Below are 24,189 nucleotides of genomic sequence, written 5' to 3' on the forward strand. Positions count from 1 at the left end.
CGTGCGCGCGCGACGCGATCAGCGGTGGCGCAGCGCCCGCTCGACGATGACCGGGCGCGCCAAGGGCTCCCGCGGGCGTCGCCGAGTCCTCGCGTAGAGCTCGGCGGTGGCGGCCGCGATGGCGGGCCAGCTGAAGTCGGTGGCCAGGCGTGCGTGGGCGGCCTCGGCGCGGGCGGCCGCGGCCCGCGGGTCGTCGAGCACGGCCACCACCGCCGCGGCCAGGGCGCGGACGTCGCCGACGGGGAAGGCGAGGCCCGTCACGCCGTCGAGCACGGCCTCTCCGAGACCCCCTGCGTCCGACGCCACCACCGGTACCCGTGCGGCGGCCGCCTCCAGCGCGACGATGCCGAAGGGCTCGTAGCGGCTGGGCAGCACCACGACCGTCGCCCGGGCCAGCTGCTCGGCGATCTCGGCCGGACCCAGGTGCCCGGTCCAGGTCACGGCCCGGGCGACGCGGTGGGCCCGCGCGCGCTCGCGCAGCCACGCCTGCTGGGTGCCGGCGCCGGCGACCACGAGCCGGGCCCCGGGGTGGGCGCGCCGGATCCGTGGCATCGCGGCGAGCAGGTCGTGGACCCCCTTCTCGTGCTCGAGGCGCCCCAGGTAGAGCACGGTGCCGTCGTCGGGGTACCGGTGGACGTCGGGGGCCTGCTCGACACCGGGCTCGACACGGGGCTCGACACCGGGCTCGACACCGTTGTGCAGCACGGTGATCGGGGCGGTGGGCGCGAACAGCTCCACCGCCTCGTCCCGCATGGCGGCCGAGCAGGTGATGACGGCGTCGGCGCTGCGCACCAGCCACCACTCCACCGAGTGCACCTGCCGGTTCAGCGGTGCGGAGATCCAGCCGCCGTGGCGTCCCGCCTCCGTGGCGTGCACGGTGGCCACCAGCGGCACTCCGTGGTGCTCGGCCAGGGCGACCGCGGGGTGCGCGACCAGCCAGTCGTGGGCGTGCACCACGTCCGGTCGCCAGCCCAGCGCGAGCCCGGCGCGCAGCAGGGCGTGGCCCATCGCCAGCGTCCAGGCCACCAGGTCGTCGGTGAACACCAGGTGCAGCGGGTCCTCGGCCACGGCGACCACGCGCACGCCGTCCACCACCTCGTCGGTGGACGGGTGGGTGGCGGCGTCGGTGCCCATCGGGCGGCGGCACAGCACGACCACCTCGTGACCGTCCGCGGCGAGGTGCGCACCCAGGGCGTGCACGTGCCGGCCCAGCCCCCCGACCACCACCGGGGGGTGCTCCCAGGAGACGAGCAGCACCCTCACGAGGGCAGCAGCCGGGCGTCCAGGGCGGGGAAGGGTCCGTCGGCCCGGCGCCAGCGGGCGGCCAGCTCGGCGGCCGGGCCACCGGTCGCGGCGGCGTGCGCGATCTCGAACACCGCGTGGGCGTGGGTGCGGGCCCGCGTGCGGGCGTAGTCGACGGCGGAGTCCTTGGTGACCATGAACGCCCAGTCGCTGGAGACGGCCAGCAGTGCCTCGCGGAGGAGCTGGTCGGCCACGGGGCTGCGACCGGGCTCCTTGACCAGCAGGTCCACGGCGTCGAGCGCGGTGCGCACCACCTCGGCGTTGAGGTCGACGAGGTCCCGGACCGCCTCGCCCTCCCACACGCGCCAGTCCTTGCCCGAGCCCCACGAGGACGACCCCAGCTCCACCGGTGCCCCGACGTGCCCCGCCTCGACGGCGCCGCGCAGCGTGCTCACCCGGACGCCCGCCCCGGGCAGCAGCCGCAGCACCGCGTCGAGCCAGGCCGGACCCTCGTGCCACCAGTGGCCGAACAGCTCGGTGTCGTAGGCGGCGACCACGAGCCCGGGGCGGCCGTCCGCGCGGGCCAGGTCCTCGAGCCGCCGGCGGACCACCGCCACGAAGTCGGCAGCGTCGCGGGCGACGGCCCCGGCGGCCAGCTCCGGGTCGTAGGGCGCCTTCTCGTGCGGGTCGACGTGCCGACCGGTCACCCGCGACGGCTTCAGCCCGGTTCCGTGGTCGTGGGTGTGGAAGTCCCGGTACTCCGCCGAGCCCGGGTAGCCGGCCCTGGGTGACCAGACCCGGTAGCTGACCTCCAGGTCCCGACCGAACGCCAGGACGTCGCTGCGACCGACCGGCCGGGCGGCCGATGTCTGCCCGTGCAGGGCCGGGCCGTCGACGAGGAACCGCTGCACCCCGGCGGTGGCGTAGCCCTGCTCCATGCCGGGGGCGTAGGCGCACTCCGGGGCCCAGATGCCCTGCGGCCTGCTGCCCCACCGCGTCTCGCCGTCCCGCAGGCCCTGCTCCAGGGAGAACGACCGCAGACGGGGGTCGAGCAGCGGCTGGAACGGGTGCGCCAGTGGGCCGCCCAGCAGCTCGACGGCGCCGTGCTCGGCCAGACCCCGGAGCACGGGCGACCCCCCGTGGCGCCAGTGGGTCTCGAAGTCCGACAGGGCCTCGGCCGACCCCCGGTGCTCGTGGGCGCCGAGCTCGCCGCCCGCCTGGTGGGCGCGCAGCTGCCAGTCGCCGAGCCAGTCGTGCACCCCGCGCAGGGTGTGCGGGTCGTCGAGCTGGGCGGCGAGCACGGGCGTGACACCGAGGGTCAGCAGGTCGGTGCGGCCCTCCTCGGCCAGGCGGCGCAGCACCCGTGCCAGCGGCAGGTAGGAGTGGGCCCAGGCCTGGTTCAGCCACTCCTCGCCGACGGGCCAGCGACCGTGGTGGGCCAGCCACGGCAGGTGGCTGTGCAGCACCAGGCAGAAGGTGCCGACGGGTTCGCTCACGCGCGCACCGCGATCGCCACCAGGTCGAGGCTGGCGTCGACGTCGTCGGCGGAGAGGACGAAGTCCGCCGTGGTGATCCCGGCGACGTCCTCGGCGAGCTGGGCCGGCCACGGCTCACCCGCCAGGGAGCGGTCGAGCTGGGCGTCGACGAAGGACCCGCCGTGGGCGGCATCGAGAGCCCTCAGCCGCGGCCCGTGGCCGAGCCCGGCCATCCTGGTGACCGCGAACCCGCTGCCGCGCAGCAGCTCGGAGAGCTCGTCACCGGACAGCTCACGGGTGTGGAACGGGTTGAGCGGGGTGTCGCGACCGGGGGAGAAGGTGATCCGGTTCGGGGTGCTGATGAGCAGCTCGCCGCCCGGGGCCAGCACCCGGTGGCACTCGCGGAGGAACTGCGGCTGGTCCCACAGGTGCTCCACCACCTGGAGGTTGACCACCACCTGGACCGACCCGGTGCGCACGGGCAGGCTCGCGAGGTTGCCGCGGGTCGGCCCGAGGTGCGGGTAGCGCCTCCGCACGTGGGCGAGGGTGTGCGCGTCGTAGTCCAGCGCGAGCACGCGGGTCGCCCTGCGGGACAGCAGGTCCGCGCCGTAGCCCTCGCCGCAGCCGGCCTCGAGCACGGTGCGCCCGGCGCAGCGCGGGGCCAGCAGCTCGTAGGCCGCCTCGTGCCGGCGGAACCAGTAGTTCTCCTGCGCGATCCCCGGCACGGTCCGCTCGCCGGTCAGCGGCAGCACGTCCTCGGTCATCCGGCGAACGGTAGTGGGTGCGGGGGTGACGTGGTCGCCGTGGGCCGTCCGTCCCGAGCGGCTGCGGCCGCCACACCGTGAGGACAGGTGGGCCACCCCGGGGAGCCGGGTCGGCGCTGTGTGTCGTGGATCGCCCTCCTGCCGCTTGCACGGGTGTTACCGACCGGTAACATGGTGCTCGGCGGCGGAGTCCTCGAGAACCTGGGACCATCGTGTGCAGCACACCCACTTCCGGAGGTCGAGGGAGACCCATGAACATCGTCGTTCTGATCAAGCAGGTGCCCGACACCTGGTCCGAGCGGAAGCTCTCCGACGGGGACTTCACCCTGGACCGGGGTGCGGCCGACGCCGTGCTGGACGAGATCAACGAGCGCGCCGTCGAGGAGGCGCTCCAGATCAAGGAGGCCGGCGACGCCGAGGTCACCGTGGTCACCATGGGCCCCGAGCGCGCCACCGAGGCCATCCGCAAGGCGCTGAGCATGGGCGCCGACAAGGCCGTGCACCTGCAGGACGACGCCCTCGCGGGCTCGTGCGCCGTGCAGACCGCCAAGGCCCTGGCCAAGGTCATCGGCACCCTCGGTGACGTCGACCTGGTCATCGCGGGCAACGAGGCCACCGACGGACGCACCGGCGCGATCCCGGCGATGCTCGCCGAGGTCCTCGGCTTCCCGCAGCTCACCCAGGTCCGCAAGCTCACCGTCGACGGCACCACCGTCACCGGCGAGCGGGAGACCGAGGAGGGCACCTTCGGGCTGCAGGCCACCCTGCCCGCCGTGGTCAGCGTCTCGGAGAAGATCAACGAGCCGCGCTACCCCTCGTTCAAGGGAATCATGGCCGCCAAGAAGAAGCCGGTCACCACCCTCACGCTGGCCGACGCCGGCATCGACGCCTCCGAGGTCGGCCTGGCCAACGCGCTGAGCTCGGTCTCCGCGGCCGCCCCGAAGCCTGCGCGCAGCGCGGGTGAGCGGTTCGTCGACGAGGGTGACGGTGGCACCAAGATCGTGCAGTACCTCGTCGCCCAGAAGATCATCTGAGCCGGCCGACCGAGAAGACAGGAGACAACACGCATGACTGAGGTCCTGATCCTGGTCGAGCACGCCGAGGGCGCGCTCAAGAAGGTCACCGCCGAGCTCATCACGGCCGCTCGCGCGCTGGGTGAGCCGTCCGCCGTCGTCGTCGGTGCCCCGGGCACCGCGGCCGGCCTCGCCGAGGGCCTCGCGGCCGCCGGCGCCGCCAAGGTGTACGTCGCGGAGTCCGCGGAGGTCGAGAAGTTCCTCGTCACCCCGCAGGTCGACGTCCTCGCCGCGCTCGTGGCGCAGGCCTCCCCGGCCGCGGTGCTCGTCGCCGCGTCGGTGGAGGGCAAGGAGATCGCCGGACGGCTCGCCGTGCGGCTGGGTTCCGGCCTGCTCACCGACGTGGTGGACGTGGCCGCCGACGGCTCCGCCACCCACTCGGTGTTCGGTGGCGCCTACTCCGTGACCGCCAAGGTCACCACCGGCACTCCGGTCATCTCGGTGCGCCCCGGTGCCGTCGAGGCCGACCCGCAGGCCGGTGCGGGCACCCAGGAGACCGTGGAGGTGCCCGCCCAGGACGCCGCCCGTGGCACCACGGTGACCAGTCGCGACCCGCTGGTGGGTGGCGACCGTCCCGAGCTCACCGAGGCCACGGTCGTGGTCTCCGGTGGACGCGGCGTCGGTTCGGCCGAGAACTTCCACGTCGTCGAGACCCTGGCGGACTCGCTCGGTGCCGCCGTGGGGGCCTCGCGCGCCGCGGTGGACTCGGGCTACTACCCGGGCCAGTTCCAGGTGGGCCAGACCGGCAAGACGGTCTCCCCACAGCTGTACCTGGCCCTGGGCATCTCCGGCGCCATCCAGCACCGTGCCGGCATGCAGACCTCGAAGACGATCGTCGCCGTGAACAAGGACGACGAGGCCCCGATCTTCGAGATCGCCGACTACGGCATCGTGGGTGACCTGTTCAAGGTGGCCCCGCAGCTGGCCGAGGAAGTGGCCAAGCGCAAGGGCTGACGGTCCGGCCGGCTCGCCGGCGGCACCCACCCCGCACCACCCACGAACCCCGTCCGGCAGCCGCCGGGCGGGGTTCGTGCTGCTCGGGTGCGGGTGCCCGAGCTCCGCGGGGTCACCAGGTCTCGGCGAGCGACCCCAGCACGACGAGCTGGCGCCGCACCATCACCCAGTCGCCCCAGGGCAGCAGCACGCGCCCCAGCCGGCCGTCCAGCGCGGTGGGGTAGCCGCACCGGACCTTGACCACCAGCCGGGTGCCACCGGGCACCGGTCGCACCCGGTAGGTCATCACCATCGACCAGCGCCCGCGGGTGTCCACCGTGAGGTGGTCGTTCAGGGCGAAGGCGGCCACCCGGAACACGATGAGCGCCCGCTGCCCCACGGCCAGCGGGGGAGCCGCCGGGTCGAGGGTGCGGGGGCTGCGCCGCCCCAGGTTGTCCACCAGGTCGTAGCTGTAGGGGGCGTGCCGCAGCTGGGCGAGCCAGCGGAAGACCACCTGCGGTGGCGCAGCGACGGTGCGGGCGCGGAAGAGCTCCTGCTCGAGCTCGGGGGCGAGCTCGTCGCAGGGATAGCGCTGCTCCCGCTCCGCCGCGGTCGACCCACCTGTCCTCGCCACGCTCACCGGACCAGTCTGCGGTGCCGCTGCGAGGGCGGCCATCCGGGCGACGGGGTTACCCTGGATCCCGCCATGGCCACCCCCGCGAGCGCGTCGCCCCCCGCTGGCGGTGCCGTGGCCCCGGACCCCGGCACCCCGGCCTACCTCGACCACGCCGCGACCACCCCGGTGCTGCCCGCCGCCGTGGCCGCGATGACGGCGGCCATGGCCGTGACGGGCAACGCGTCCTCGCTGCACGGCTCGGGTCGCGCCGCCCGCCGCCGCGTCGAGGAGTCCCGGGAGACCATCGCCCAGGCCCTGGGCGCGCGACCGTCGGAGGTCGTGTTCACCGCCGGCGGCACCGAGAGCGACAACCTGGCCGTCAAGGGCATCTACTGGGCGCGGCGGGCCGCGGACCCGCGCCACCGTCGGGTGGTGGCCAGCGCCGTCGAGCACCACGCGGTTCTGGACCCGGTGCAGTGGCTCGTCGAGCACGAGGACGCCGAGGTCACCTGGCTGCCCGTGGATCCGCTCGGCCGCGTGCACCCGGACGTCCTGCGCGCCGAGCTGGAGCGCCACGGGGACGAGACCGCGCTGGTGACGGTGATGTGGGCGAACAACGAGGTGGGCACGGTGAACCCGGTGCGGGAGCTCGCCGCGGTGGCCCGCTCGTTCGGGGTGCCGTTCCACACCGACGCCGTGCAGGCCGTGGGCCAGGTGCCGGTGGACTTCGCGGCGAGCGGGGCGGACGCCCTCACGATCACCGCCCACAAGATCGGCGGGCCGTTCGGAGCCGGGGCGCTGCTGCTCGGCCGGGACGTGCCCTGCGTCCCGCTGCTGCACGGTGGCGGCCACGAGCGCGACGTCCGCTCCGGCAGCCCCGACACCGCTGCGCTGGCCGGGTTCGCGGTGGCCACCCGGACGGCGGTGGACGCCCAGCCCGAGCGCGCCGCCCACCTGGCCGAGCTCCGCGACGCGCTCGTCGCCGGCGTTCTCGACGCGGTGCCCGACGCTGTGCTCAACGGTGACGCCGACCCCGCCGGACGGCTGCCCGGCAACGCGCACCTCACCTTCCCCGGGTGCGAGGGCGACTCGCTGCTCATGCTCCTCGACGCCCGCGGTGTGGAGTGCTCCACGGGTTCGGCGTGCACCTCGGGCGTCGCCCGGCCCAGCCACGTGCTGGTGGCGATGGGGGCCGATCCGCGCGCGGCGCGGGGCTCGCTGCGCTTCTCCCTCGGCCACACCTCCACGCGCGCGGACGTCGACCGCGTGGTCGCGGCCATCGCGCCGGTGGTGGAGCGGGCCCGGGCGGCAGGGTTCGCCTCGGCGGGTCGGGGCTGAGCCCGTGCGCGTGCTGGCCGCGATGAGCGGTGGGGTGGACTCGGCGGTGGCGGCGGCGCGGGTGGTGGCGGCCGGTCACGACGTGACGGGCGTGCACCTGGCGCTGGCGGCGGTGCCCGGGACCCTGCGCACGGGCAGCCGTGGCTGCTGCTCCAAGGAGGATGCCGGGGACGCCCGCCGGGCGGCGGACGTGCTGGGCATCCCGTTCTACGTGTGGGACTTCGCGGAGCGCTTCCGCGAGGACGTGGTGGACGACTTCGTGGACGCCTACGCCCGGGGCGAGACCCCCAACCCCTGCCTGCGCTGCAACGAGAAGATCAAGTTCGCGGCCCTGGCCGACAAGGCGGCCGCGCTCGGGTTCGATGCCGTGGCCACCGGGCACTACGCACGACTCGCCGACGGGGTGCTCCGTCGTGCGGTGGACCCGGACAAGGACCAGTCCTACGTGCTCGGCGTGCTGAGCGCCGCCCAGCTCGCCCGGGCGATGTTCCCGCTCGGGGACACCGCCAAGCCGGCGGTGCGGGCCGAGGCGGCGCGGCGCGGGCTCGCGGTGGCCGCGAAGCCGGACAGCCACGACATCTGCTTCATCCCCTCCGGCGACACCCAGGCCTTCCTCGGGGCCCGCATCGGGGTGCGGCCCGGCGCGGTGGTCGACGCGGACACCGGGGCGGTGCTGGGCGGGCACTCCGGGGTGCACGGGTTCACCGTCGGCCAGCGCAAGGGCCTCGGGGTGGTGGGGCCGGCCCCGGACGGGCGGCCGCGCTACGTCACCTCGCTGGACGCGACCACGGGCACCGTCACCGTGGGAGGCGCGCAGCACCTGGACGTGCACGGCCTCCAGACGTCGGTCGCCGTGTGGACCTCGGGGTCCGCGGCCCGTGAACCGTTCGCGTGCACGGTGCAGGTGCGCGCCCACGGTGGCCTGGCGCGCGCGGTCGTGCGCCCGGGACCCACCGGGCTGGGGGTGGAGCTGGGCGCGCCGCTGCGGGGGGTCGCCCCTGGTCAGACCGTGGTGCTGTACCGCCCGGACGTCGACGGGGACGTGGTGCTGGGCAGCGCCACGATCACGTCGACGTCCGGGGTGCGACCGGCGGTGGGCGCGGGGTCCCGGACCGCTCAGCTGTAGGGGTTGCTCGCGCTCACCTCGTGCACGGTGATGACCGGGGCCGCGGCGACCTTGCCCTCGAGCGAGCCGAGCAGCGCCTGGGTGTGCGGCGCCGCCATGTGCGCGTCGAGGTCGGCCTTGGACTCCCACTTCTCTACCGAGAAGAACAGGGTCGGGTCCTCGGTGTCCCGGGTGAACCGGTAGTCGATGCAGCCCTTGTCGCCCCGGGAGGCGGCGGCGGTCGACGCGAGCAGGGCGACGACGCCGTCGGCGGCCTCCGCGGTGAAGTGGGCCTCGGCGATGACGATGATCACATGTCCTCCTGGTGGTCGGGCCGACCGGCGTCGGCGCCCGGACCCAGACTGCACCCCGGCGGCCTCGGGCGGCAGGGCCGGGTGCGGTAGACAGGGCCCGGTGACCACCCCCCCGCTGTCGTCGCTGCGTGATCTGCCCCCGGGCACGGCCACCGCCATCGGCTCGTGGCCGGGGACCGACCCGGTGGAGGCCGGCCGGGTGGTGCTCGGCGAGCTGGCGGTGCTGCCGCACCTGGTGGAGCTGCCGGGGCGCGGCGTGGGGGCCGACGTGATCGGCCGGACCGCCGCCCTGCTGGTCGACCTGGCCGTCGAGGTGGTGGCGTCGGGCTACCGCGTGGTGCCGCGACCCGGGCGGGACGCCCGCCGCGCCCACGACCTGCTGCGCCACGACCTGGACGCGCTCGAGGAGGCGGTCGAGCGCTCGGGCGCCACCCCGGCCGCGGTGAAGGTGCAGCTGGCCGGGCCGTGGACGCTGGCGGCCTCGGTGGAGCTGCGCACGGGCAACCGGGTGCTCACCGACCCCGGCGCGGTCACCGAGTTCGCCGCCTCCCTCGCCGAGGGGGTGCGGGTGCACGCGGCGGAGGTGGCTCGGCGGCTCGGCGTCGGGGTGGTGGTGCAGCTGGACGAGCCGTCCCTGCCCGGCGTGCTCGCGGGTTCGCTGCCGACGGTCTCCGGGCTCACGACCATCGCCGCGGTCCCCGCCCCGGACGCGGAGGCCGCCCTGCGCATCGTGCTCGAGGCCGCCCCGGGCGCCACGGTGGTGCACTGCTGCGCCGCGGACGTGCCGTTCGGGGTGCTGCACCGCGCCGGTGCAGGCGCCGTCGCGGTGGACGTCTCACGGTTGCGGACCGGTGACCTGGACGGGGTGGGCGAGCTGCTGCAGGAGGGCGCGGGGGTGCTGCTGGGCCTGGTGCCGAGCACCGATCCCGGCCGACCGCCCACGCTGCACGAGCTCGCCGAGCCCGCCCTGCGACTGGTGGACCGCCTCGGGTTCTCCCGGGAGGTGCTCGCCACCCAGGTGCTCGTCACCCCGCAGTGCGGCCTGGCCGGGGCGAGCCCGGTGTGGGCGCGTCGGGCGCTGGCGCTGGCCACCGAGCTGGGCCGGGCGTTCGCGGAGCCCCCAGCGAGCTGGTGAGCGGCTGCCGGGTGGCAGGCCCCTACCCCGCGCCGGGCACACTACGACCCATGAGCGAGCACCGGCACCGCGAGTCCGTCGTCGTCTGCCGTTCCCCGGAGGCGGTGTACGCGATGGTCTCCGACGTCACCCGCACGGGCGAGTGGAGCCCCATCTGCACCGGGTGCTGGTGGGACGAGGGCGCCGGACCCACGGTCGGTTCGTCGTTCACCGGCCGCAACGAGATCCCCGGGCGCACCTGGGAGACCCGCTCGACGGTGACCGTCGCCGAGCCGGGTCAGGAGTTCGCGTTCGAGGTCGGGGAGTCCTTCGTCCGGTGGGCCTACTCCCTGGCGGCGGTGGACGGTGGCACCGAGCTCACCGAGTCGTGGGAGTTCCTGCCCGCCGGGCTCGCGATGTTCCGGGCGAAGTTCGGCGAGGCCGCCGAGGGGGAGATCGCCGACCGCACCGCGGCCGCGCACCGCAGCATCCCGCTCACCCTCGCCTCCATCAAGCGCATCGCCGAGGCCGCCTGAGGGTCGCTGCTGGCCCAGCGAGGTGTCGGTGGTGCTCGCTACCCTGCGCGAGTGAGCGAGGAGAGCACGGGCACGGTCGGTGGCGCGCTGCGAGGGCAGTGGGCGGAGCTCGCCGAGGAGGTCCGCGGGCACCAGTTCCGCTACTACGTGCGCGACGCCCCGGTGCTGTCCGACGGCCAGTTCGACGAGCTGCTCGGCCGGCTCGCCGCGCTCGAGCAGGCCCACCCCGAGCTGCGCACCGCCGACTCACCCACCCAGCTCGTGGGGGGCGGGTTCGAGACCGGCTTCGCCGCCGTCGACCACCTCGAGCGGATGCTGAGCCTGGACAACGCCTTCGACGCCGACGAGCTCCGCGCGTGGGCCGGCCGGGTGGTGGCCGACGTCGGTCACGAGGTGGACTACGTGTGCGAGCTCAAGATCGACGGCGTCGCGCTGAACCTCGTGTACGAGAACGGGAAGCTCGTCCGGGCGGCCACCCGCGGCGACGGCCGGACCGGGGAGGACGTCACCCTCAACGCCCGCACCATCGAGGACATCCCCGAGACCCTCACCGGCAGCGGCGCGTTCCCGGTGCCCGAGCTGCTGGAGGTGCGCGGCGAGGTGTTCTTCCGGCTGGCGGACTTCGCGGCGCTGAACGCCTCGCTGGTCGCCGAGGGCAAGGCCCCCTTCGCGAACCCGCGCAACTCCTCGGCCGGCTCGCTGCGGCAGAAGAACCCCGCCGTCACCGCGCGCCGCCGGCTGGGGATGATCTGCCACGGCCTCGGCAGGCGCACCGGGTTCGACCCGGACTCCCAGGCCCACGCCTACGAGGCGCTGGCCGCGTGGGGGCTGCCGATCTCCCCGCAGACCCGGCAGGTGCGCGGGATCGACGCCGTGCTGGAGCAGGTCGCGTACTGGGGCGAGCACCGCCACGAGCCCGTGCACGAGATCGACGGGCTCGTGGTCAAGGTCGACGAGGTGGCCCTGCAGCGCCGCCTGGGCTCCACCTCCCGGGCGCCGCGGTGGGCGATCGCCTACAAGTACCCGCCGGAGGAGGCCACCACCACGCTGCTGGACATCCAGGTCAACGTCGGGCGCACCGGGCGGGTCACCCCCTTCGCGTTCATGGAGCCGGTGCTCGTGGCTGGGTCCACGGTCAGCCTGGCCACCCTGCACAACGCGCAGGAGGTGGTCCGCAAGGGCGTGCTCATCGGGGACCTCGTCACCATCCGCAAGGCCGGTGACGTCATCCCGGAGGTGCTCGGCCCGGTGGTCGACGCGCGGGAGGGCCGCGAGCTCCGCGCGTTCGTCATGCCGACGGAGTGCCCCGAGTGCGGGACGACGCTGGCCCCGGCCAAGGAGGGCGACGCGGACCTGCGCTGCCCGAACTCCCGCTCCTGCCCGGCGCAGCTGCGCGAGCGCGTGTTCCACGTCGCCGGTCGCGGGGCCTTCGACATCGAGGCGCTGGGCTACAAGTCCGCCACCGCACTGCTGGCCGCCGGGGTCATCTCCGACGAGGGCGACATCTTCGCGCTGACCGAGAACGACCTGCTCGCCACCGACCTGTTCCGCACCAAGGCAGGGGTGCTGTCGGCCAACGGCGCCAGCCTGCTGCGCAACCTCGAGGCGGCCAAGGACCAGGCGCTGTGGCGGGTGCTGGTGGGTCTGAGCATCCGCCACGTCGGCCCCACCGCGGCCCGTGCGCTGGCCGGCGAGTTCGCCTCGCTGGAGCGCATCGCGACCGCGCCCGAGGAGGAGCTCGCGGCCGTGGACGGGGTGGGGCCCACCATCGCGCAGGCCGTCGTCGAGTGGTTCGCCGTGGACTGGCACCGTGACCTCGTCGCCAAGTGGCGGTCGGCGGGGGTGCGGATGGTCGACGAGCGCGACGCGTCGGTGCCGCGGTTCCTCGAGGGTCTCTCGATCGTCGTCACCGGTTCCCTGAGCACCCTGAGCCGGGACGAGGCCAAGGAGGCGATCCTCGAGCGCGGGGGCAAGGCGGCCGGGTCGGTGTCGAAGAAGACGGCGTTCGTGGTCGTGGGCGACGCGCCGGGCTCGAAGTACGACAAGGCGGTGCAGCTGGGGGTGCCGATCCTCGATGCCGCGGGGCTCACCGTGCTGCTCGCGGAGGGTCCGGACGCGGCTCGTGCCGTGGCGCAGGTGCCGCCCGAGCCCGAGCCCGAGGCGGCCGGACCGGCCGTCGGCGAGGAGGAGTCCCCGTGATCGAGGTGCGGGCCCCGCGGCCCGAGGAGCTCGCCGAGGTCGGGGCCATCACGGTGGCCGCCTACACCGCGGACGGCCACCTGCACGGCGAGGAGGACTACGCGAACCAGCTCCGTGACGCCCACCGCCGTGCCGAGCTCGCCGAGCTGCTCGTGGGAGTGCTCGACGGCGTGGTGGTGGGGACGGTGACCGTGGGGGCCGCCGGGACGCCGTACGCGGAGGTGGCAGGCCCGGGGGAGCTCGAGTTCCGCATGCTCGCCGTCTCCACCTCCGGCCGCGGGCACGGGGTGGGGGAGAGGCTGGTCCGCGCCGTGCTGGCGCGGGCGGCCGACGCGGGGTGCACCGCAGTGGTCATCTCGACCATGGACACCATGGCGGCCGCGCACCGGCTCTACGCCCGGCTCGGGTTCACCCCGGTGCCCGAGCGGGACTGGGAGCCGGTGCCCGGCACCCCCCTGCGCGTGCTCCGCCGCCCGGTCGGCTGAGCGGTCCGGCGCGGCCGGGTGCGGTCCGTCAGCGCAGGACGGTCGCCACGATCCCGGCCATGTGACCGAGCCGGGCCACCTCGGAGGGGCGGAACTCCGGGCCGCCCGGCCGACCGATCAGGAGCACCTGCTCCCCGCTGCCCAGCGGTGCCACGGCCAGGGTGGTGTCCATCTCGCGCCAGACCTCCGGCACCCAGCCGGCCGTGGCGTCGAGCGCGGTGGGCGCCAGCAGCGGGAACCACGGGACCGGGACGACGCGGGTCTCGGGCGAGGCGGGACTGCCCACCACCCGGTAGGGACCGTCCGTGCCGCTGTGCATCACCGTCGCCCAGCCGACCCGCAGCACGCGGGGGATGCCGTCGACCAGGACCTGCAGGCGGTCCCCGATGGTCGCGGCGACGTGGTCGATGAGCTCGAGCTCGCCGTGGGTGTCCAGCACCCCGGTGTAGGGGCGCACGGAGTCCACCCGGACGCCGTCGAGCAGCTCGGCGGCGGTGATGAGCGCGTCCGGCAGGGACCCCCGGGGGATGTCCACCACGAGGTCGTCGACCGCGAAGCCCTCCCCGCGCTCGACCACGTCCACGGAGAGGATGTCGGCGCCCACCGACCCGAGCGCCGTGGCCAGGGCACCCAGGCTCCCGGGCCTGTCGGGCACGCGCGCGCGCAGCAGGAACGACATGACCACGATCTTCGCACCCACCCACGGTCGCCCGGGCCCGGTGACCACGGACGTCACGCAGCCGTGACGTGACCAACACCCACGGGCTCGACGCCGGTCGTGGTCAGCCCGGTGGTGGCGCCCCCCTGGTGCGGGAGGTCGCCGCCCGGCTGGGGAGGGGGCTGCGGTGCCCGCACTAGAGTTGGTGGTGTTCCCCGTCGTAGACCTCTGGAGCACGACTGTGCCTGCCATCACCCGTGACGAGGTCGCGCACCTCGCCCGGCTCGCCCGCCTCGCGGTCACCGAGACCGAGCTCGACGCCTTCGCCGGGCAGCTCGACGCGATCCTCACCCACGTCGCCGCGGTGTCGGAGGTGGCGGCCGACGACGTGCCGCCGACCAGCCACCCGGTGGACCTGACCAACGTGGTCCGCCCGGACGTGGTGGTCCCGGGGCTGAGCCAGGCGCAGGCGCTCTCCGGGGCACCGGCCGCCGAGGACGGCCGCTTCCGCGTGCCGCAGATCCTGGGGGACGGGCAGTGACGACCGACCTCACCCGCCTCTCCGCCGCCGAGCTCGCGGGCCTCGTGCACAGCCGGGAGGTGTCGTCGGTGGAGGTCACCCAGGCGCACCTGGACCGCATCGGTGCCGTGGACAGGCGCGTGCACGCGTTCCTGCACGTCGACGCCGCGGCGGCCCTGGGTGCCGCCCGCGCGGTCGACGAGTCCCTGGCTGCCGGCGGTCCGCCCGCCTCCGCGCTGGCCGGCGTCCCCCTCGCGCTCAAGGACGTGTTCACCACCACGGACATGCCCACCACGTGCGGCTCGCGGATCCTCGAGGGCTGGGTCTCGCCCTACGACTCCACCGTGACCTCGAGGTTGCGGGCGGCCGGCGTCCCCGTGCTGGGCAAGACCAACATGGACGAGTTCGCGATGGGTTCCTCCACCGAGAACTCCGCCTACGGGCCCACCCGCAACCCCTGGTCGCTGGACCGGGTGCCCGGCGGCTCCGGTGGTGGATCGGCGGCCGCCCTGGCGTCCTTCGAGGCCCCGCTGGCCATCGGGACCGACACCGGTGGCTCCATCCGCCAGCCCGCGGCGCTCACCGGCACCGTCGGGGTCAAGCCCACCTACGGCACCGTCTCCCGCTACGGCCTCGTCGCGTGCGCGTCCTCGCTGGACCAGGGTGGGCCGTGCGGGCGCTCCGTGCTGGACACCGCGCTGCTGCACGCCGTGGTCGCCGGGCACGACCCGCGCGACTCCACCTCCGTCGACGTCCCCGTCGCTGCCGTCGTCGAGGCGGCCCGCGAGGGCGCGAACGGCGACCTCCGTGGCGTGCGGGTGGGCGTGGTGCGCGAGCTGGGCGGCGACGCCTACGCCCCCGGCGTCCTGAGCTCGTTCCAGGCCGCCGTGGCGCAGCTGGAGGCCCTCGGTGCGGAGGTGGTGGAGGTGAGCTGCCCCAGCTTCGTCCACGCCATCGCCGCCTACTACCTGATCCTGCCCAGCGAGGTCAGCTCCAACCTCGCCCGCTTCGACGCCATGCGCTACGGCCTGCGGGTGGGCGACGACGGCACGCACAGCGCGGAGGAGGTCATGGCCGCCACCCGCGACGCCGGGTTCGGTCCGGAGGTGAAGCGCCGCATCATGATCGGCACCTACGCGCTGTCGGCCGGCTACTACGACGCCTACTACGGCCAGGCCCAGAAGGTGCGCACGCTGATCTCCCGGGACTTCGCCGCGGCGTACGAGCAGGCCGACGTGCTCCTGTCGCCCACCTCGCCGAGCACCGCGTGGCCGCTCGGCGAGAAGGTGGGCGACCCCCTGGCCATGTACCTGCAGGACCTGTGCACCATCCCCACCAACCTGGCCGGGGGCGCGGCGATGTCGCTGCCGTCCGGGCTGTCGGCCGACGACGGACTCCCGGTGGGGCTGCAGATCATGGCCCCGGCCCTGGCCGACGAGCGGCTCTACCGGGTGGGGGCGGCCTACGAGGTGGCGCGCGGTCCGCTCGCCGGGGCCCCCGAGCTCTGACCGGTCCGGTCGTCGGGGGCGGAGGTGGCCGGTGGTCGGATCATCAGCACCACCCCGACGGCCGCCGCGCCGATGACGAGCCCGAGCACCGCGACGACGGTGAAGCCGCGCGCCTCGATCAGCGCCCCGGCCACCGGGGGGCCGAGTGCGGACCCCACCGCGGCCGAGGTGTAGAGCACCCCGAGCAGCCCGCCCAGGCCCTGCACGCCGAAGGTCTGCGCGGCCACGGCGGGCCCGAGCGCGACGAACCCGCCGTAGCCCACCCCGAGCACCACGGCGAACACGACCAGCCGGGCGTACCCGGGCACCCCGAGCCAGAGCGCGTAGCTCGCGGCCATGGCCACGAAGCACCCCTGGTAGGTGCGCACCACGCCGAGACGGTCGGCCAGCCCGCCCAGCGCCAGGCGCCCGACGATGCTGGCCGCGCCGATCACCCCCACCAGTGCGGCGGCGGCCACCGTGCCGGCCCCCGTGGTGGCTGCGTAGGCGGGCAGGTGCACGAACGGAACGAACAGCACGGCCGTCAGCAGCACCTGCGACCCGTAGAGGCGGCGGAAGGCCGGGGTGCGCAGCCGTGGGCGCAGCGGCGGCACCGGGCCGGATCCGAACGCCACGGGCGCGGGCCTGAGCACGGCGGCGCAGCCCAGCAGCACCGCCACCGCCACCGCGGCCAGGACCAGGTAGGCATCCCGCCAGCCGACCGCGTCGATGAGGGCCGCCCCCACCGGAGCCCCCACCAGGGTCCCGGCCCCGATGCCGGACACCGCCACCCCGACGGCCACGGTGCGGCGGCGGTCGAACCAGGCGCCCACCACGGCCACCAGGGGCACGTAGCCGCACGCGACCCCCACCCCCACCCCCAGCCCGTGACCGAGCGCGGCCTGCCACAGGCTGGTCGCCCGCGAGGTGACCACGAGCCCGAGCCCGAGCGCCAGCGCGCCGACGAGCAGGACCTTCTGCGGTCCCACCCGGTCCACCGCCGCCCCCGACACGGCGCCGAGGGCGAAGAACAAGAACGTGGTCAGGGAGAACACCGCGGCGGTGGCGGCCCGGCTGCTGCCCAGCTCGGTGCTGATCGGGGCCAGGAACGCGGCGAAGCCGTAGGCCACGCCGAAGACGGTGAACATGGCGAGGAAGGCCGCTGCGGTGACGGCCCAGGCGCGGGGGCCGTCGATCCCGAGCGTCGGTGCCGTCATGCGGCGGACGGTAGCGGGTGCCGGCTGGGCGGCTGGTCTGTATCGATCCGGGGGCGGTGTACCGCTGCCTCTGCCGGTCCCGGCAGGATGGAGACCTCGCCCACCTCAGGAGGACCGACTCGTGCGCATCGGAGTGCTGACCGGTGGCGGTGACTGTCCCGGGTTGAACGCCGTCATCCGATCGGTGGTCCGCAGCTCGGACAACCTGTTCGGCAGCTCGGTCGTCGGCTTCCGCGACGGCTGGCGCGGGCTGCTCGAGGACAGGGCGATGGAGCTCGACGTCACCAAGGCGGACGGGATCCTGACCCGCGGCGGCACCATCCTCGGCTCGGCCCGGGTGAACCCGGAGGTGTTCCGCGACGGCCTCGAGACCGTCCGGGAGACCCTGCGCGCCCGCGGCGTGGACGTGCTCATCCCCATCGGCGGCGAGGGCACGCTGACCGCGGCGAGCTGGCTCGCCGACAACGGCGTGCCCGTCGTGGGGGTGCCCAAGACCATCGACAACGACATCGACGGGACCGACCTCACCTTCGGCTTCGACACCGCCGTGTCCATCGCCACCGACGCGATCGACCGGCTGCACACCACCGCCGAGTCGCACCAGCGCGTCCTGCTGTGCGAGGTGATGGGCCGCCACGCCGGGTGGATCGCGCTGCACGCGGGCCTCGCCTCGGGCGCGCACCTGACCCTGGTGCCGGAGCAGCCCTTCGACGTCGACGAGGTCTGCGCGATGGTCTCGGCCCGGTTCGCGCGCGGCGACCAGCACTTCATCGCCGTGGTCGCCGAGGGGGCCACGCCGAAGGAGGGCTCCATGGAGTTCCGGGTGGGGGGCATCGACGAGTTCGGCCACCGCCGCTTCACCGGTGTGGCCCAGCAGCTCGGCGAGGAGATCGAGCGGCGCATCGGCAAGGAGGTTCGCACCACCGTCCTCGGTCACGTCCAGCGCGGCGGCACCCCCACGGCGTTCGACCGGGTGCTGGCCACCCGCTTCGGCCTGCACGCCGCCATCGCCGCGCACGAGGGACGCACCGGGCAGATGGTCGCACTGCGCGGCACGGACATCACGCTGATCCCGCTCGCCGACGCGACGAAGCACCTCAAGACCGTGACGCCCGAGCGCCTGGCCGAGGTGGTCTCCTTCTTCGGCTGAGCCGGGGACCGCGGTGGGTAGCGTCGTCGCCATGCCGCCGCCCCCCGAGCTCGCCGACGCCTGGCGCACCGCCCGCCCGGAACCCGACCTGCTGCACCTCGACTCGGCCGCCGCCGGGCGCAGCTCGCGCGCGGTGCTCTCCGCCGTGACCGCGCACCTGGAGCGCGAGGCCCGCACCGGCGGGTACGTCGCCGCGGCGCAGGCGGCCCCGGAGCTGGACCGGGTGCGCGCGGACCTCGCCGGGCTGCTCGGCCACGCGCCGCAGGACACCGTGCTCACCGAGAGCGCCGTGTCCGCGCTCTCGGTGCTGCTGGAGGCCTGGCGGCTGCCACCGGGATCCACCGTGCTGGTGAGCCCGGGGGAGTACGGCCCCAACCTGGCGCGGTTCGCGCGCTGGGGGCTCGTCGTCGAGGCGATGGCCACCGCCGATGCCGTGGGTCACGTGGACCTCGACGCGCTGCGCGCCCGGCTCGCCGCCCGGCCGCCCGCGCTGGTGCACCTGTGCCACCTCGGCTCGCACCGCGGGGTGGTGCAGCCCGCCGCCGAGGTGGTGGTCCTCGCCCGCGCGGCCGGGGTGCCGGTGGTGGTCGACTCCGCACAGGCACTGGGCCACGTCGACACCGCCCTGGGCGCCGACGCCGTCTACGCGACCAGCCGCAAGTGGCTCGCCGGCCCGCGCGGGGTCGGGGTGCTGGCGGTGCGGCCGGGCCTGCTCGACGTGCCCACGGCCGGCCTCGAGTCGGCGGAGGCGTTCGTGGCCGGGCGGATCGGGCTCGGGGTCGCGCTCGCCGAGCACCTCGCGCTCGACCCGTCCCGCGTGCACGCCGGGTTGGCCGCACGCGGTCGGGCCACTCGCGAGGCCCTGGACGGCACCGCGGGCTGGAGGACGGTGGAGCCCGTGGACGAGCCGTCGGCCACGACCACCCTCGCGCCGCCGGTGGGCTGGACGGATGCGGGGGTCGAGACCGCCCAGCAGCAGCTGCGCGTCGAGCACGGGGTGCTGGTGACCTCGGCGGGGGTGTGGCGGGCCCCGCTGGAGGCCACCCGCACCGTCCTGCGGGTGAGCCCGCACCTGGACGCCACGGCCGAGGACCTCGACCGGCTCGCCCGCGCGCTCACCGCCGTCAGCTAGTCCGGCACCGGGATCGTGCTGGCGCGGGCCCGCAGCGGCAGCGCCACCCAGAGCACCACGAACGAGGCCGCCGAGCCCAGGCCGAGCACGGCCGCCCCCACCCCGCCCAGGACGACGTCGCCGACGAGCACCGCCGCGCCGGTGATGGACGCCGCCAGCAGGGCGAGGCCGGCCAGGGCGAAGCGGTGTGCGGCCCGGACCAGCTCGGGCCGGTGCATCCGCCGGAACAGCAGCCGGTGGTAGGCGACCGGCGCGACCAGGCACACCACGGCCGCCCCGGAGGACACGAACGTCACGAGGTAGGTCGCGCGCTGGAAGCCCGTGGTGCCGGCGAACGCCGCGGTGAACGGCAGCGAGAGCAGGAACGCGAAGAGGATCTGCACCCCCGCCTGGGCCACCCGCAGCTCCTGCAGCAGCTCGGCGAGGTTGCGGGTCAGCCGAGCCTGCTCGCCCTCGTGCGGCTCGGGCGGCAGGCTCACGCCCGCTCCCTGCGCACCCGCCAGACGACGACCGCCACGACGACGACCACCGCGACGGCCACCGCGAGCCCGGTCCCGACCTTGGAGGCGACCGCCTGGTAGGAGTTGCCGGCGAAGAAGCCCAGCAGCACGAAGGCCGTGCCCCAGACGAGCCCGCCCGCGGCGTTCCACGGCAGGAAGCGGCGGTAGGGCATCTTCGCGGTGCCGGCCAGGGCGGGCATCACGGCCCGGAAGAAGGACACGAAGCGCCCCAGGAACACCGCCGAGCCGCCCCGCCGGGCCAGGAAGTCCTGCGCCCCGTCGAGCTTGTCCCGACGCTTGTCCAGGATCTTCAGCGCCAGCAGCCGTGGGCCGAAGGTCTTGCCCACCTCGTAGCCCACGCTGTCGCCGACGATCGCGGCCACCACGACGACCACGCACATCCACACCACGCTGGCCTCACCCCGGCTGGCGTACACCCCGCCGACCACCGCGGCCGTCTCGCCCGGCACCACGAAGCCCACGAACAGAGCGTCCTCGACGAACACGAGCAGGCCCACCACGAGGAAGACGTACAGCGGGGCGACGTTCAACAGTCGTTCGACCAGGCCGCTCATGGGGCCAACCTAGCCGGGCACCGGCGCCGGCTCAGAAGTAGAGGCGGGAGACCATCTCGGCCACGCACACCGGCTTGGAGCCGCCCTCGACCTCGACGGTGGAGGAGACCACCAGCTGCAGCCCGCCGCCGCCGACCTCGGTGACCTCGGTGAGCACCGCGGTGGAGCGGACCATGGAGCCCACCGGGACCGGCGAGGGGAAGCGGACCTTGTTCAGCCCGTAGTTCACTCCCATCTTCGTGCCCTCGACCGTCCAGATCTGCCAGCTGAGCATCGGCAGGAGCGAGAGGGTGAGGAAGCCGTGCGCGATGGGGCCGCCGAACGGGCTCTCCGCCTTCGCCCGCTCGACGTCGACGTGGATCCACTGGTGGTCGCCGGTGGCCTCGGCGAAGGTGTTGATCCGCTCCTGGGTGACCTCGACCCAGTCGCTGGTGCCGAGGGTCTCGCCCTGGGCCGCGAGGAGCTCGGCGGGGGAGGTGAAGGTGCGCATGGTGGGTCTCCTGTCGACGTCGGGATGAGGCTGCCCGTCGATGCTCCCACGCCTGGCAGGATGGATCGCATGAGTGCCCCCAGCCTCGATCACCGCCCGGCCGACCTCATCGGCCCCGACGGCTCCGCCCGGCTCGTCGACTACGACGACGTCGTCGCGCAGTTCGACCCCGTGCTCGGCATGGAGGTGCACGTCGAGCTGGGTACTGCCACCAAGATGTTCTGCGGCTGCCCCACCGGCTTCGGAGCCGAGCCCAACACCCAGACGTGCCCGGTGTGCCTGGGCCTGCCCGGCGCGCTGCCCGTGGTCAACGAGAAGGCGGTGGAGTCCGCCATCCGCATCGGTCTGGCGCTGCACTGCACCATCACCCCGCACGGTCGGTTCGCGCGGAAGAACTACTTCTACCCCGACCAGCCGAAGAACTTCCAGACCAGCCAGTACGACGAGCCGATCGCCACCGACGGCTACCTCGACGTGCTCCTGGACGACGGCACCACCTGGCGGGTGGACGTCGAGCGGGCGCACATGGAGGAGGACACCGGCAAGTCGCTGCACGTCGGCGGGGCCACCGGCCGCATCCACGGGGCCAGCCACTCGCTGCTGGACTACAACCGGGCCGGCGTGCCGCTGGTGGAGATCGTCACCCGCACCATCCACGGGGCCGGTGCCCGGGCTCCCGAGGTGGCCCGCGCCTACGTCACCGCCCTGCGCGACCTGCTGGAGTCCCTCGGCGTCTCCGACGTGCGGATGGACCAGGGCTCGCTGCGCTGCGACGCCAACGTCTCCCTCACCCCGTCCGGCTCACCCGTGCTGGGCACGCGCACCGAGACCAAGAACGTGAACAGCCTGCGCAGCGTCGAGGTGGCCGTGCGGCACGAGATGCGCCGCCAGGCCGCCGTGCTGCTCGCCGGCGGCGAGGTCGTCCAGGAGACCCGGCACTTCCAGGAGGTCGACGGCACCACCGCGGCGGGTCGGAAGAAGGAGACCGCGGAGGACTACCGCTACTTCCCGGAGCCGGACCTCTCCCCGGTGGCGCCGGACCCGGCGTGGGTGGAGCGGCTGCGGGCGGAGCTGCCCGAGCTGCCGTGGGAGCGCCGCGCCCGCATCCAGGCGAGCTGGGGGGTCAGCGACGAGGAGATGCGCGACCTGCGCAACGCCGGGGCCCTGGACCTGGTGGCCGCGACCGTCGACGCCGGCGCGCCCGCGGACCAGGCGCGGTCCTGGTGGGTGGCCTACCTGACCCAGCAGGCCAACAGCCGCGAGCTCACCCTGGCCCAGCTGGCCATCAGCCCCGCCCAGGTCGCCCGGATCATCGCGCTCGTGGCCGACGGCTCGCTGAACAACAAGCTCGCCCGCCAGGTGGTCGACGGGGTGCTGGCCGGCGAGGGTGAGCCCGACGACGTGGTGGCCGGGCGTGGCCTCGCGGTGGTCAGCGACGACGGTGCGCTGCAGCACGCCGTGGACGAGGCCCTGGCCGCGAACCCCGCGGTCGCCGAGAAGATCCGCGGCGGCGCCACCAAGGCCGCCGGGGCGATCGTCGGTGCGGTCATGAAGGCCACCCGGGGTCAGGCCGACGCGGCCAAGGTCACCGAGCTCGTGCTCAAGGCCTGCAGCTAGCGGTGTTCCGGGTCCTGTTCCACGAGCCGCGGATCCCCGGCAACACGGGCAGCGCCATCCGGCTCGCGGCGGGCACCGGGTGCGAGCTGCACCTGGTGGACCCGCTGTTCGACCTGTCCGAGGCCAAGCTGCGCCGAGCCGGGCTCGACTACCACGACCTCGCCTCGGTGACCGTGCACGCCGACCTGGCCGCAGCGTGGGTGGCGCTGGAACCGGAGCGGGTGTGGGCGCTGACCACCGGGGCCGACCGCAGCTACGCCGACGTCGCCTACGCCCCGGGGGACGTGCTGATGTTCGGGCCCGAGCCCACCGGCCTGGCCCCGGAGGTGCTCGCCGACCCGCACGTGACCGGGGCGCTGCGCATCCCCATGCTGGCGGGGCGCCGGTCGATGAACCTCGCCAACGCAGCGGCCGTGGTGGTGCACGAGGCCTGGCGGCAGCACGGGTTCGCCGGCGGGGTCTAGCTAGGCCGGGCTCCCACCGCCCGCCCCGCCCGAGGGCTGGATGCGGACCGCCCGGTCGTCGGTGGCGACGGGGGTGCCGCCGTCGGCGTTGGTGGTGCCCACCCACACCAGGCCGTCCGGACCCACGTCGGCACCGGCGAGCCGGCCGTAGCTGTCCTTGGCGAGCACCTCGGGATCACCGATCACCGCGTTCTCGGGGGAGGTGGTGAGGACGTAGAGCGCGGAACCGGTGCCCAGGGCCACCGCCACCCGCCCGCCGAGGGCCGCGCAGCCCCCCACGCCGGGCCGGTCGGGCCAGGTCCACACCTCGGGGCCCAGGCCACGACCGGGCACCACCGTGCGCAGGCGGTCCGTGGTGGCGGTCCGGTCGGTGACCCAGCTGGTCCCCGTCGTCGCGTCCGTGCAGACCCCACCGGGGGCGTCGATGCCGGCGGCCAGCACCGGGGACCCCGGCGTGGGGTTGTCGGCCGGCGCGGCACCGGTGAGGTCGACACGCAGCAGCTTCCCGGCCAGCGAGGCGGGGTCCTTGGACGCGGTGGTGCTGCCCGCGGCACCGGTGGCCACCAGCAGGTCACCGGTGGCGTCGAAGGCCAGGCTGCCGGCGTTGCCGCTGGGCCCGCGCGGGATACCGGTGAGCACGGGCTTGGGCGAGTCGCCGGGGGAGAGGCGGACCACGCGGTTGTCGGTGGGGGTGGTGACGTAGAGGTAGAGCAGCCGGTCCTCGAGCCACGTGGGGGACAGCGCCACGTCGAGCAGCCCGCCGTCGGTGCTCCCCTCCACCGCCACCGTGTCCACCACCACGGGCGCGGTGCCCGGGGCGACCTGGAGCAGCCGACCGGTGCGCCGCTCCGCGACCAGGGCGGAGGCGCCGTCGGGGAGCACGGCCACCCCGCCGGTGGTGCCGAGGCAGGTGGCGACGACGGCCGGATCGGGGTCCACGCACGGTCCCGAGGGAGCGGCGGAGGTGGCCGCGGGCGCCGCCGCGCCCCCGGACGGGCCCGGGGGCGCCGGCTCCCCCGGCAGCTGGGGCGTCGGCTCCGGGCCGGCGCCGAGCGGGGGGTTGTCCTGGAAGCCGGCGGCCGAGGGCTGCGGGAACTGGGCGCACGCGGCCAGCAGGAGACCCACGGTGCCGAGCACCGCCGTCCGGATCCCACCCCTGTGCACCGCCGCAGAGTACGGGCCGCG

General features: G+C 75.0%; 25 protein-coding genes. 14 read left to right on the forward strand and 11 right to left on the reverse strand.

Annotated features, from left to right (window positions below; translation table 11 throughout):
* Positions 1-18: 18 nt before the first annotated feature.
* From RHODO2019_RS04055 to RHODO2019_RS04065, 3 genes are read right to left on the reverse strand one after another with little or no spacing between them, the layout of a single operon-like run.
* A complete protein-coding gene (locus RHODO2019_RS04055; protein WP_265383740.1) occupies positions 19-1,263 on the reverse strand; it encodes a glycosyltransferase family 4 protein in 1,245 nt (414 codons plus the stop codon).
* Positions 1,260-2,738: a glycoside hydrolase family 57 protein gene (locus RHODO2019_RS04060; protein ID WP_265383741.1), complete on the reverse strand. Its 1,479-nt coding sequence runs from the start codon at positions 2,736-2,738 to the stop codon at positions 1,260-1,262. Before RHODO2019_RS04060 ends, RHODO2019_RS04055 begins: the two co-directional genes overlap by 4 nt.
* Positions 2,735-3,481 (reverse strand): class I SAM-dependent methyltransferase, encoded by a 747-nt coding sequence (locus tag RHODO2019_RS04065; protein ID WP_265383742.1) that lies wholly within the window; start codon positions 3,479-3,481, stop codon positions 2,735-2,737. Before RHODO2019_RS04065 ends, RHODO2019_RS04060 begins: the two co-directional genes overlap by 4 nt.
* Positions 3,482-3,732: 251 nt before the next feature.
* Here RHODO2019_RS04065 and RHODO2019_RS04070 point away from each other — a divergent pair, with 251 nt between their 5' ends.
* A complete protein-coding gene (locus RHODO2019_RS04070) occupies positions 3,733-4,515 on the forward strand; it encodes an electron transfer flavoprotein subunit beta/FixA family protein (RefSeq protein WP_265383743.1) in 783 nt (260 codons plus the stop codon).
* Positions 4,516-4,548: 33 nt separating this feature from the next.
* Entirely contained in the window at positions 4,549-5,508 is a 960-nt protein-coding gene (locus tag RHODO2019_RS04075; protein ID WP_265383744.1) for an electron transfer flavoprotein subunit alpha/FixB family protein, read from the forward strand.
* A 112-nt stretch (positions 5,509-5,620) separates the two neighbouring features.
* On the opposite strand, the gene RHODO2019_RS04080 is transcribed toward RHODO2019_RS04075, so the two are convergent.
* Positions 5,621-6,127: a hypothetical protein gene (locus RHODO2019_RS04080; protein ID WP_265383745.1), complete on the reverse strand. Its 507-nt coding sequence runs from the start codon at positions 6,125-6,127 to the stop codon at positions 5,621-5,623.
* A 66-nt stretch (positions 6,128-6,193) separates the two neighbouring features.
* Between RHODO2019_RS04080 and RHODO2019_RS04085 the strand changes: the two genes are divergently transcribed.
* Both RHODO2019_RS04085 and mnmA read left to right on the forward strand, forming a co-directional pair.
* The gene (locus tag RHODO2019_RS04085; RefSeq protein WP_435532172.1) at positions 6,194-7,441 is read left to right on the forward strand and encodes a cysteine desulfurase family protein; all 1,248 of its coding nucleotides are present in this window, start codon (positions 6,194-6,196) and stop codon (positions 7,439-7,441) included.
* A 4-nt stretch (positions 7,442-7,445) separates the two neighbouring features.
* On the forward strand, positions 7,446-8,567 hold the full coding sequence (gene mnmA / locus RHODO2019_RS04090) for a tRNA 2-thiouridine(34) synthase MnmA (RefSeq protein ID WP_265383746.1): 1,122 nt from the start codon (positions 7,446-7,448) through the stop codon (positions 8,565-8,567).
* Here mnmA and RHODO2019_RS04095 read toward each other — a convergent pair.
* Complete coding sequence (locus tag RHODO2019_RS04095; protein WP_265383747.1) at positions 8,558-8,860, reverse strand: putative quinol monooxygenase; 303 nt, start codon at positions 8,858-8,860, stop codon at positions 8,558-8,560. The two genes, mnmA and RHODO2019_RS04095, sit on opposite strands and share 10 nt — an antisense overlap.
* Before the next feature lie 100 nt (positions 8,861-8,960).
* Here RHODO2019_RS04095 and RHODO2019_RS04100 point away from each other — a divergent pair, with 100 nt between their 5' ends.
* The 4 genes from RHODO2019_RS04100 to RHODO2019_RS04115 are packed head-to-tail and all read left to right on the forward strand — an operon-like array spanning position 8,961 to position 13,194.
* Entirely contained in the window at positions 8,961-9,995 is a 1,035-nt protein-coding gene (locus RHODO2019_RS04100; protein ID WP_265383748.1) for a methionine synthase, read from the forward strand.
* A gap of 50 nt (positions 9,996-10,045) precedes the next feature.
* Positions 10,046-10,510, forward strand: a complete 465-nt coding sequence (locus RHODO2019_RS04105; RefSeq protein WP_265383749.1) for an SRPBCC family protein — start codon at positions 10,046-10,048, stop codon at positions 10,508-10,510.
* A gap of 51 nt (positions 10,511-10,561) precedes the next feature.
* Complete coding sequence (ligA, locus tag RHODO2019_RS04110) at positions 10,562-12,709, forward strand: NAD-dependent DNA ligase LigA (RefSeq protein WP_265383750.1); 2,148 nt, start codon at positions 10,562-10,564, stop codon at positions 12,707-12,709.
* Positions 12,706-13,194 carry a GNAT family N-acetyltransferase gene (locus RHODO2019_RS04115; protein ID WP_265383751.1) on the forward strand — a complete coding sequence of 163 codons (489 nt, stop codon included), beginning with the start codon at positions 12,706-12,708 and terminating at the stop codon, positions 13,192-13,194. The genes ligA and RHODO2019_RS04115 overlap by 4 nt, the downstream gene beginning before the upstream one ends.
* Before the next feature lie 28 nt (positions 13,195-13,222).
* Here the strand turns inward: RHODO2019_RS04115 and RHODO2019_RS04120 are convergent, their stop codons facing one another.
* Positions 13,223-13,873, reverse strand: a complete 651-nt coding sequence (locus RHODO2019_RS04120; protein WP_265384616.1) for an ACT domain-containing protein — start codon at positions 13,871-13,873, stop codon at positions 13,223-13,225.
* Between the two features lie 220 nt (positions 13,874-14,093).
* Here RHODO2019_RS04120 and gatC point away from each other — a divergent pair, with 220 nt between their 5' ends.
* The gene (gatC, locus tag RHODO2019_RS04125) at positions 14,094-14,393 is read left to right on the forward strand and encodes an Asp-tRNA(Asn)/Glu-tRNA(Gln) amidotransferase subunit GatC (RefSeq protein WP_265383752.1); all 300 of its coding nucleotides are present in this window, start codon (positions 14,094-14,096) and stop codon (positions 14,391-14,393) included.
* Positions 14,390-15,880, forward strand: a complete 1,491-nt coding sequence (gatA, locus tag RHODO2019_RS04130) for an Asp-tRNA(Asn)/Glu-tRNA(Gln) amidotransferase subunit GatA (RefSeq protein ID WP_265383753.1) — start codon at positions 14,390-14,392, stop codon at positions 15,878-15,880. Before gatC ends, gatA begins: the two co-directional genes overlap by 4 nt.
* Here the strand turns inward: gatA and RHODO2019_RS04135 are convergent.
* The gene (locus RHODO2019_RS04135; RefSeq protein ID WP_265383754.1) at positions 15,835-17,076 is read right to left on the reverse strand and encodes an MFS transporter; all 1,242 of its coding nucleotides are present in this window, start codon (positions 17,074-17,076) and stop codon (positions 15,835-15,837) included. The two genes, gatA and RHODO2019_RS04135, sit on opposite strands and share 46 nt — an antisense overlap.
* A gap of 121 nt (positions 17,077-17,197) precedes the next feature.
* Between RHODO2019_RS04135 and RHODO2019_RS04140 the strand changes: the two genes are divergently transcribed.
* Both RHODO2019_RS04140 and RHODO2019_RS04145 read left to right on the forward strand, forming a co-directional pair.
* Complete coding sequence (locus tag RHODO2019_RS04140) at positions 17,198-18,226, forward strand: ATP-dependent 6-phosphofructokinase (RefSeq protein WP_265383755.1); 1,029 nt, start codon at positions 17,198-17,200, stop codon at positions 18,224-18,226.
* A 31-nt stretch (positions 18,227-18,257) separates the two neighbouring features.
* Positions 18,258-19,358 (forward strand): aminotransferase class V-fold PLP-dependent enzyme, encoded by a 1,101-nt coding sequence (locus RHODO2019_RS04145; RefSeq protein ID WP_265383756.1) that lies wholly within the window; start codon positions 18,258-18,260, stop codon positions 19,356-19,358.
* Here RHODO2019_RS04145 and RHODO2019_RS04150 read toward each other — a convergent pair.
* The 3 genes from RHODO2019_RS04150 to RHODO2019_RS04160 are packed head-to-tail and all read right to left on the reverse strand — an operon-like array spanning position 19,355 to position 20,923.
* A complete protein-coding gene (locus RHODO2019_RS04150) occupies positions 19,355-19,837 on the reverse strand; it encodes a DUF6328 family protein (protein ID WP_265383757.1) in 483 nt (160 codons plus the stop codon). The two genes, RHODO2019_RS04145 and RHODO2019_RS04150, sit on opposite strands and share 4 nt — an antisense overlap.
* Complete coding sequence (locus RHODO2019_RS04155) at positions 19,834-20,433, reverse strand: DedA family protein (RefSeq protein ID WP_265383758.1); 600 nt, start codon at positions 20,431-20,433, stop codon at positions 19,834-19,836. The genes RHODO2019_RS04150 and RHODO2019_RS04155 overlap by 4 nt, the downstream gene beginning before the upstream one ends.
* A 31-nt stretch (positions 20,434-20,464) precedes the next feature.
* The gene (locus tag RHODO2019_RS04160; RefSeq protein ID WP_265383759.1) at positions 20,465-20,923 is read right to left on the reverse strand and encodes a MaoC family dehydratase; all 459 of its coding nucleotides are present in this window, start codon (positions 20,921-20,923) and stop codon (positions 20,465-20,467) included.
* Positions 20,924-21,103: 180 nt separating this feature from the next.
* Here RHODO2019_RS04160 and gatB point away from each other — a divergent pair, with 180 nt between their 5' ends.
* Together gatB and RHODO2019_RS04170 are read left to right on the forward strand one after the other, a co-directional pair.
* The gene (gene gatB, locus RHODO2019_RS04165; RefSeq protein ID WP_265384617.1) at positions 21,104-22,540 is read left to right on the forward strand and encodes an Asp-tRNA(Asn)/Glu-tRNA(Gln) amidotransferase subunit GatB; all 1,437 of its coding nucleotides are present in this window, start codon (positions 21,104-21,106) and stop codon (positions 22,538-22,540) included.
* 2 nt (positions 22,541-22,542) lie between these two features.
* Entirely contained in the window at positions 22,543-23,004 is a 462-nt protein-coding gene (locus RHODO2019_RS04170; protein WP_265383760.1) for a tRNA (cytidine(34)-2'-O)-methyltransferase, read from the forward strand.
* Here RHODO2019_RS04170 and RHODO2019_RS04175 read toward each other — a convergent pair whose 3' ends face one another.
* Complete coding sequence (locus tag RHODO2019_RS04175) at positions 23,005-24,168, reverse strand: PQQ-dependent sugar dehydrogenase (RefSeq protein ID WP_265383761.1); 1,164 nt, start codon at positions 24,166-24,168, stop codon at positions 23,005-23,007.
* Positions 24,169-24,189: the final 21 nt, after the last annotated feature.

This window comes from Rhodococcus antarcticus, assembly GCF_026153295.1.
GTDB lineage: Bacteria > Actinomycetota > Actinomycetes > Mycobacteriales > Mycobacteriaceae > Rhodococcus_D > Rhodococcus_D antarcticus.

Excerpts from the sequence above, each read along its gene's own strand:
- RHODO2019_RS04065 (WP_265383742.1), bottom strand. The coding sequence starts at position 3,481 with ATGACCGAGGACGTGCTGCCGCTGACCGGCGAGCGGACCGTGCCGGGG.
- RHODO2019_RS04070 (WP_265383743.1), top strand. The coding sequence starts at position 3,733 with ATGAACATCGTCGTTCTGATCAAGCAGGTGCCCGACACCTGGTCCGAG.
- RHODO2019_RS04075 (WP_265383744.1), top strand. The coding sequence starts at position 4,549 with ATGACTGAGGTCCTGATCCTGGTCGAGCACGCCGAGGGCGCGCTCAAG.
- RHODO2019_RS04085 (WP_435532172.1), top strand. The coding sequence starts at position 6,194 with ATGGCCACCCCCGCGAGCGCGTCGCCCCCCGCTGGCGGTGCCGTGGCC.
- RHODO2019_RS04105 (WP_265383749.1), top strand. The coding sequence starts at position 10,046 with ATGAGCGAGCACCGGCACCGCGAGTCCGTCGTCGTCTGCCGTTCCCCG.
- RHODO2019_RS04120 (WP_265384616.1), bottom strand. The coding sequence starts at position 13,873 with ATGTCGTTCCTGCTGCGCGCGCGCGTGCCCGACAGGCCCGGGAGCCTG.
- RHODO2019_RS04135 (WP_265383754.1), bottom strand. The coding sequence starts at position 17,076 with ATGACGGCACCGACGCTCGGGATCGACGGCCCCCGCGCCTGGGCCGTC.
- RHODO2019_RS04145 (WP_265383756.1), top strand. The coding sequence starts at position 18,258 with ATGCCGCCGCCCCCCGAGCTCGCCGACGCCTGGCGCACCGCCCGCCCG.
- RHODO2019_RS04155 (WP_265383758.1), bottom strand. The coding sequence starts at position 20,433 with ATGAGCGGCCTGGTCGAACGACTGTTGAACGTCGCCCCGCTGTACGTC.
- RHODO2019_RS04160 (WP_265383759.1), bottom strand. The coding sequence starts at position 20,923 with ATGCGCACCTTCACCTCCCCCGCCGAGCTCCTCGCGGCCCAGGGCGAG.
- gatB (WP_265384617.1), top strand. The coding sequence starts at position 21,104 with ATGGAGGTGCACGTCGAGCTGGGTACTGCCACCAAGATGTTCTGCGGC.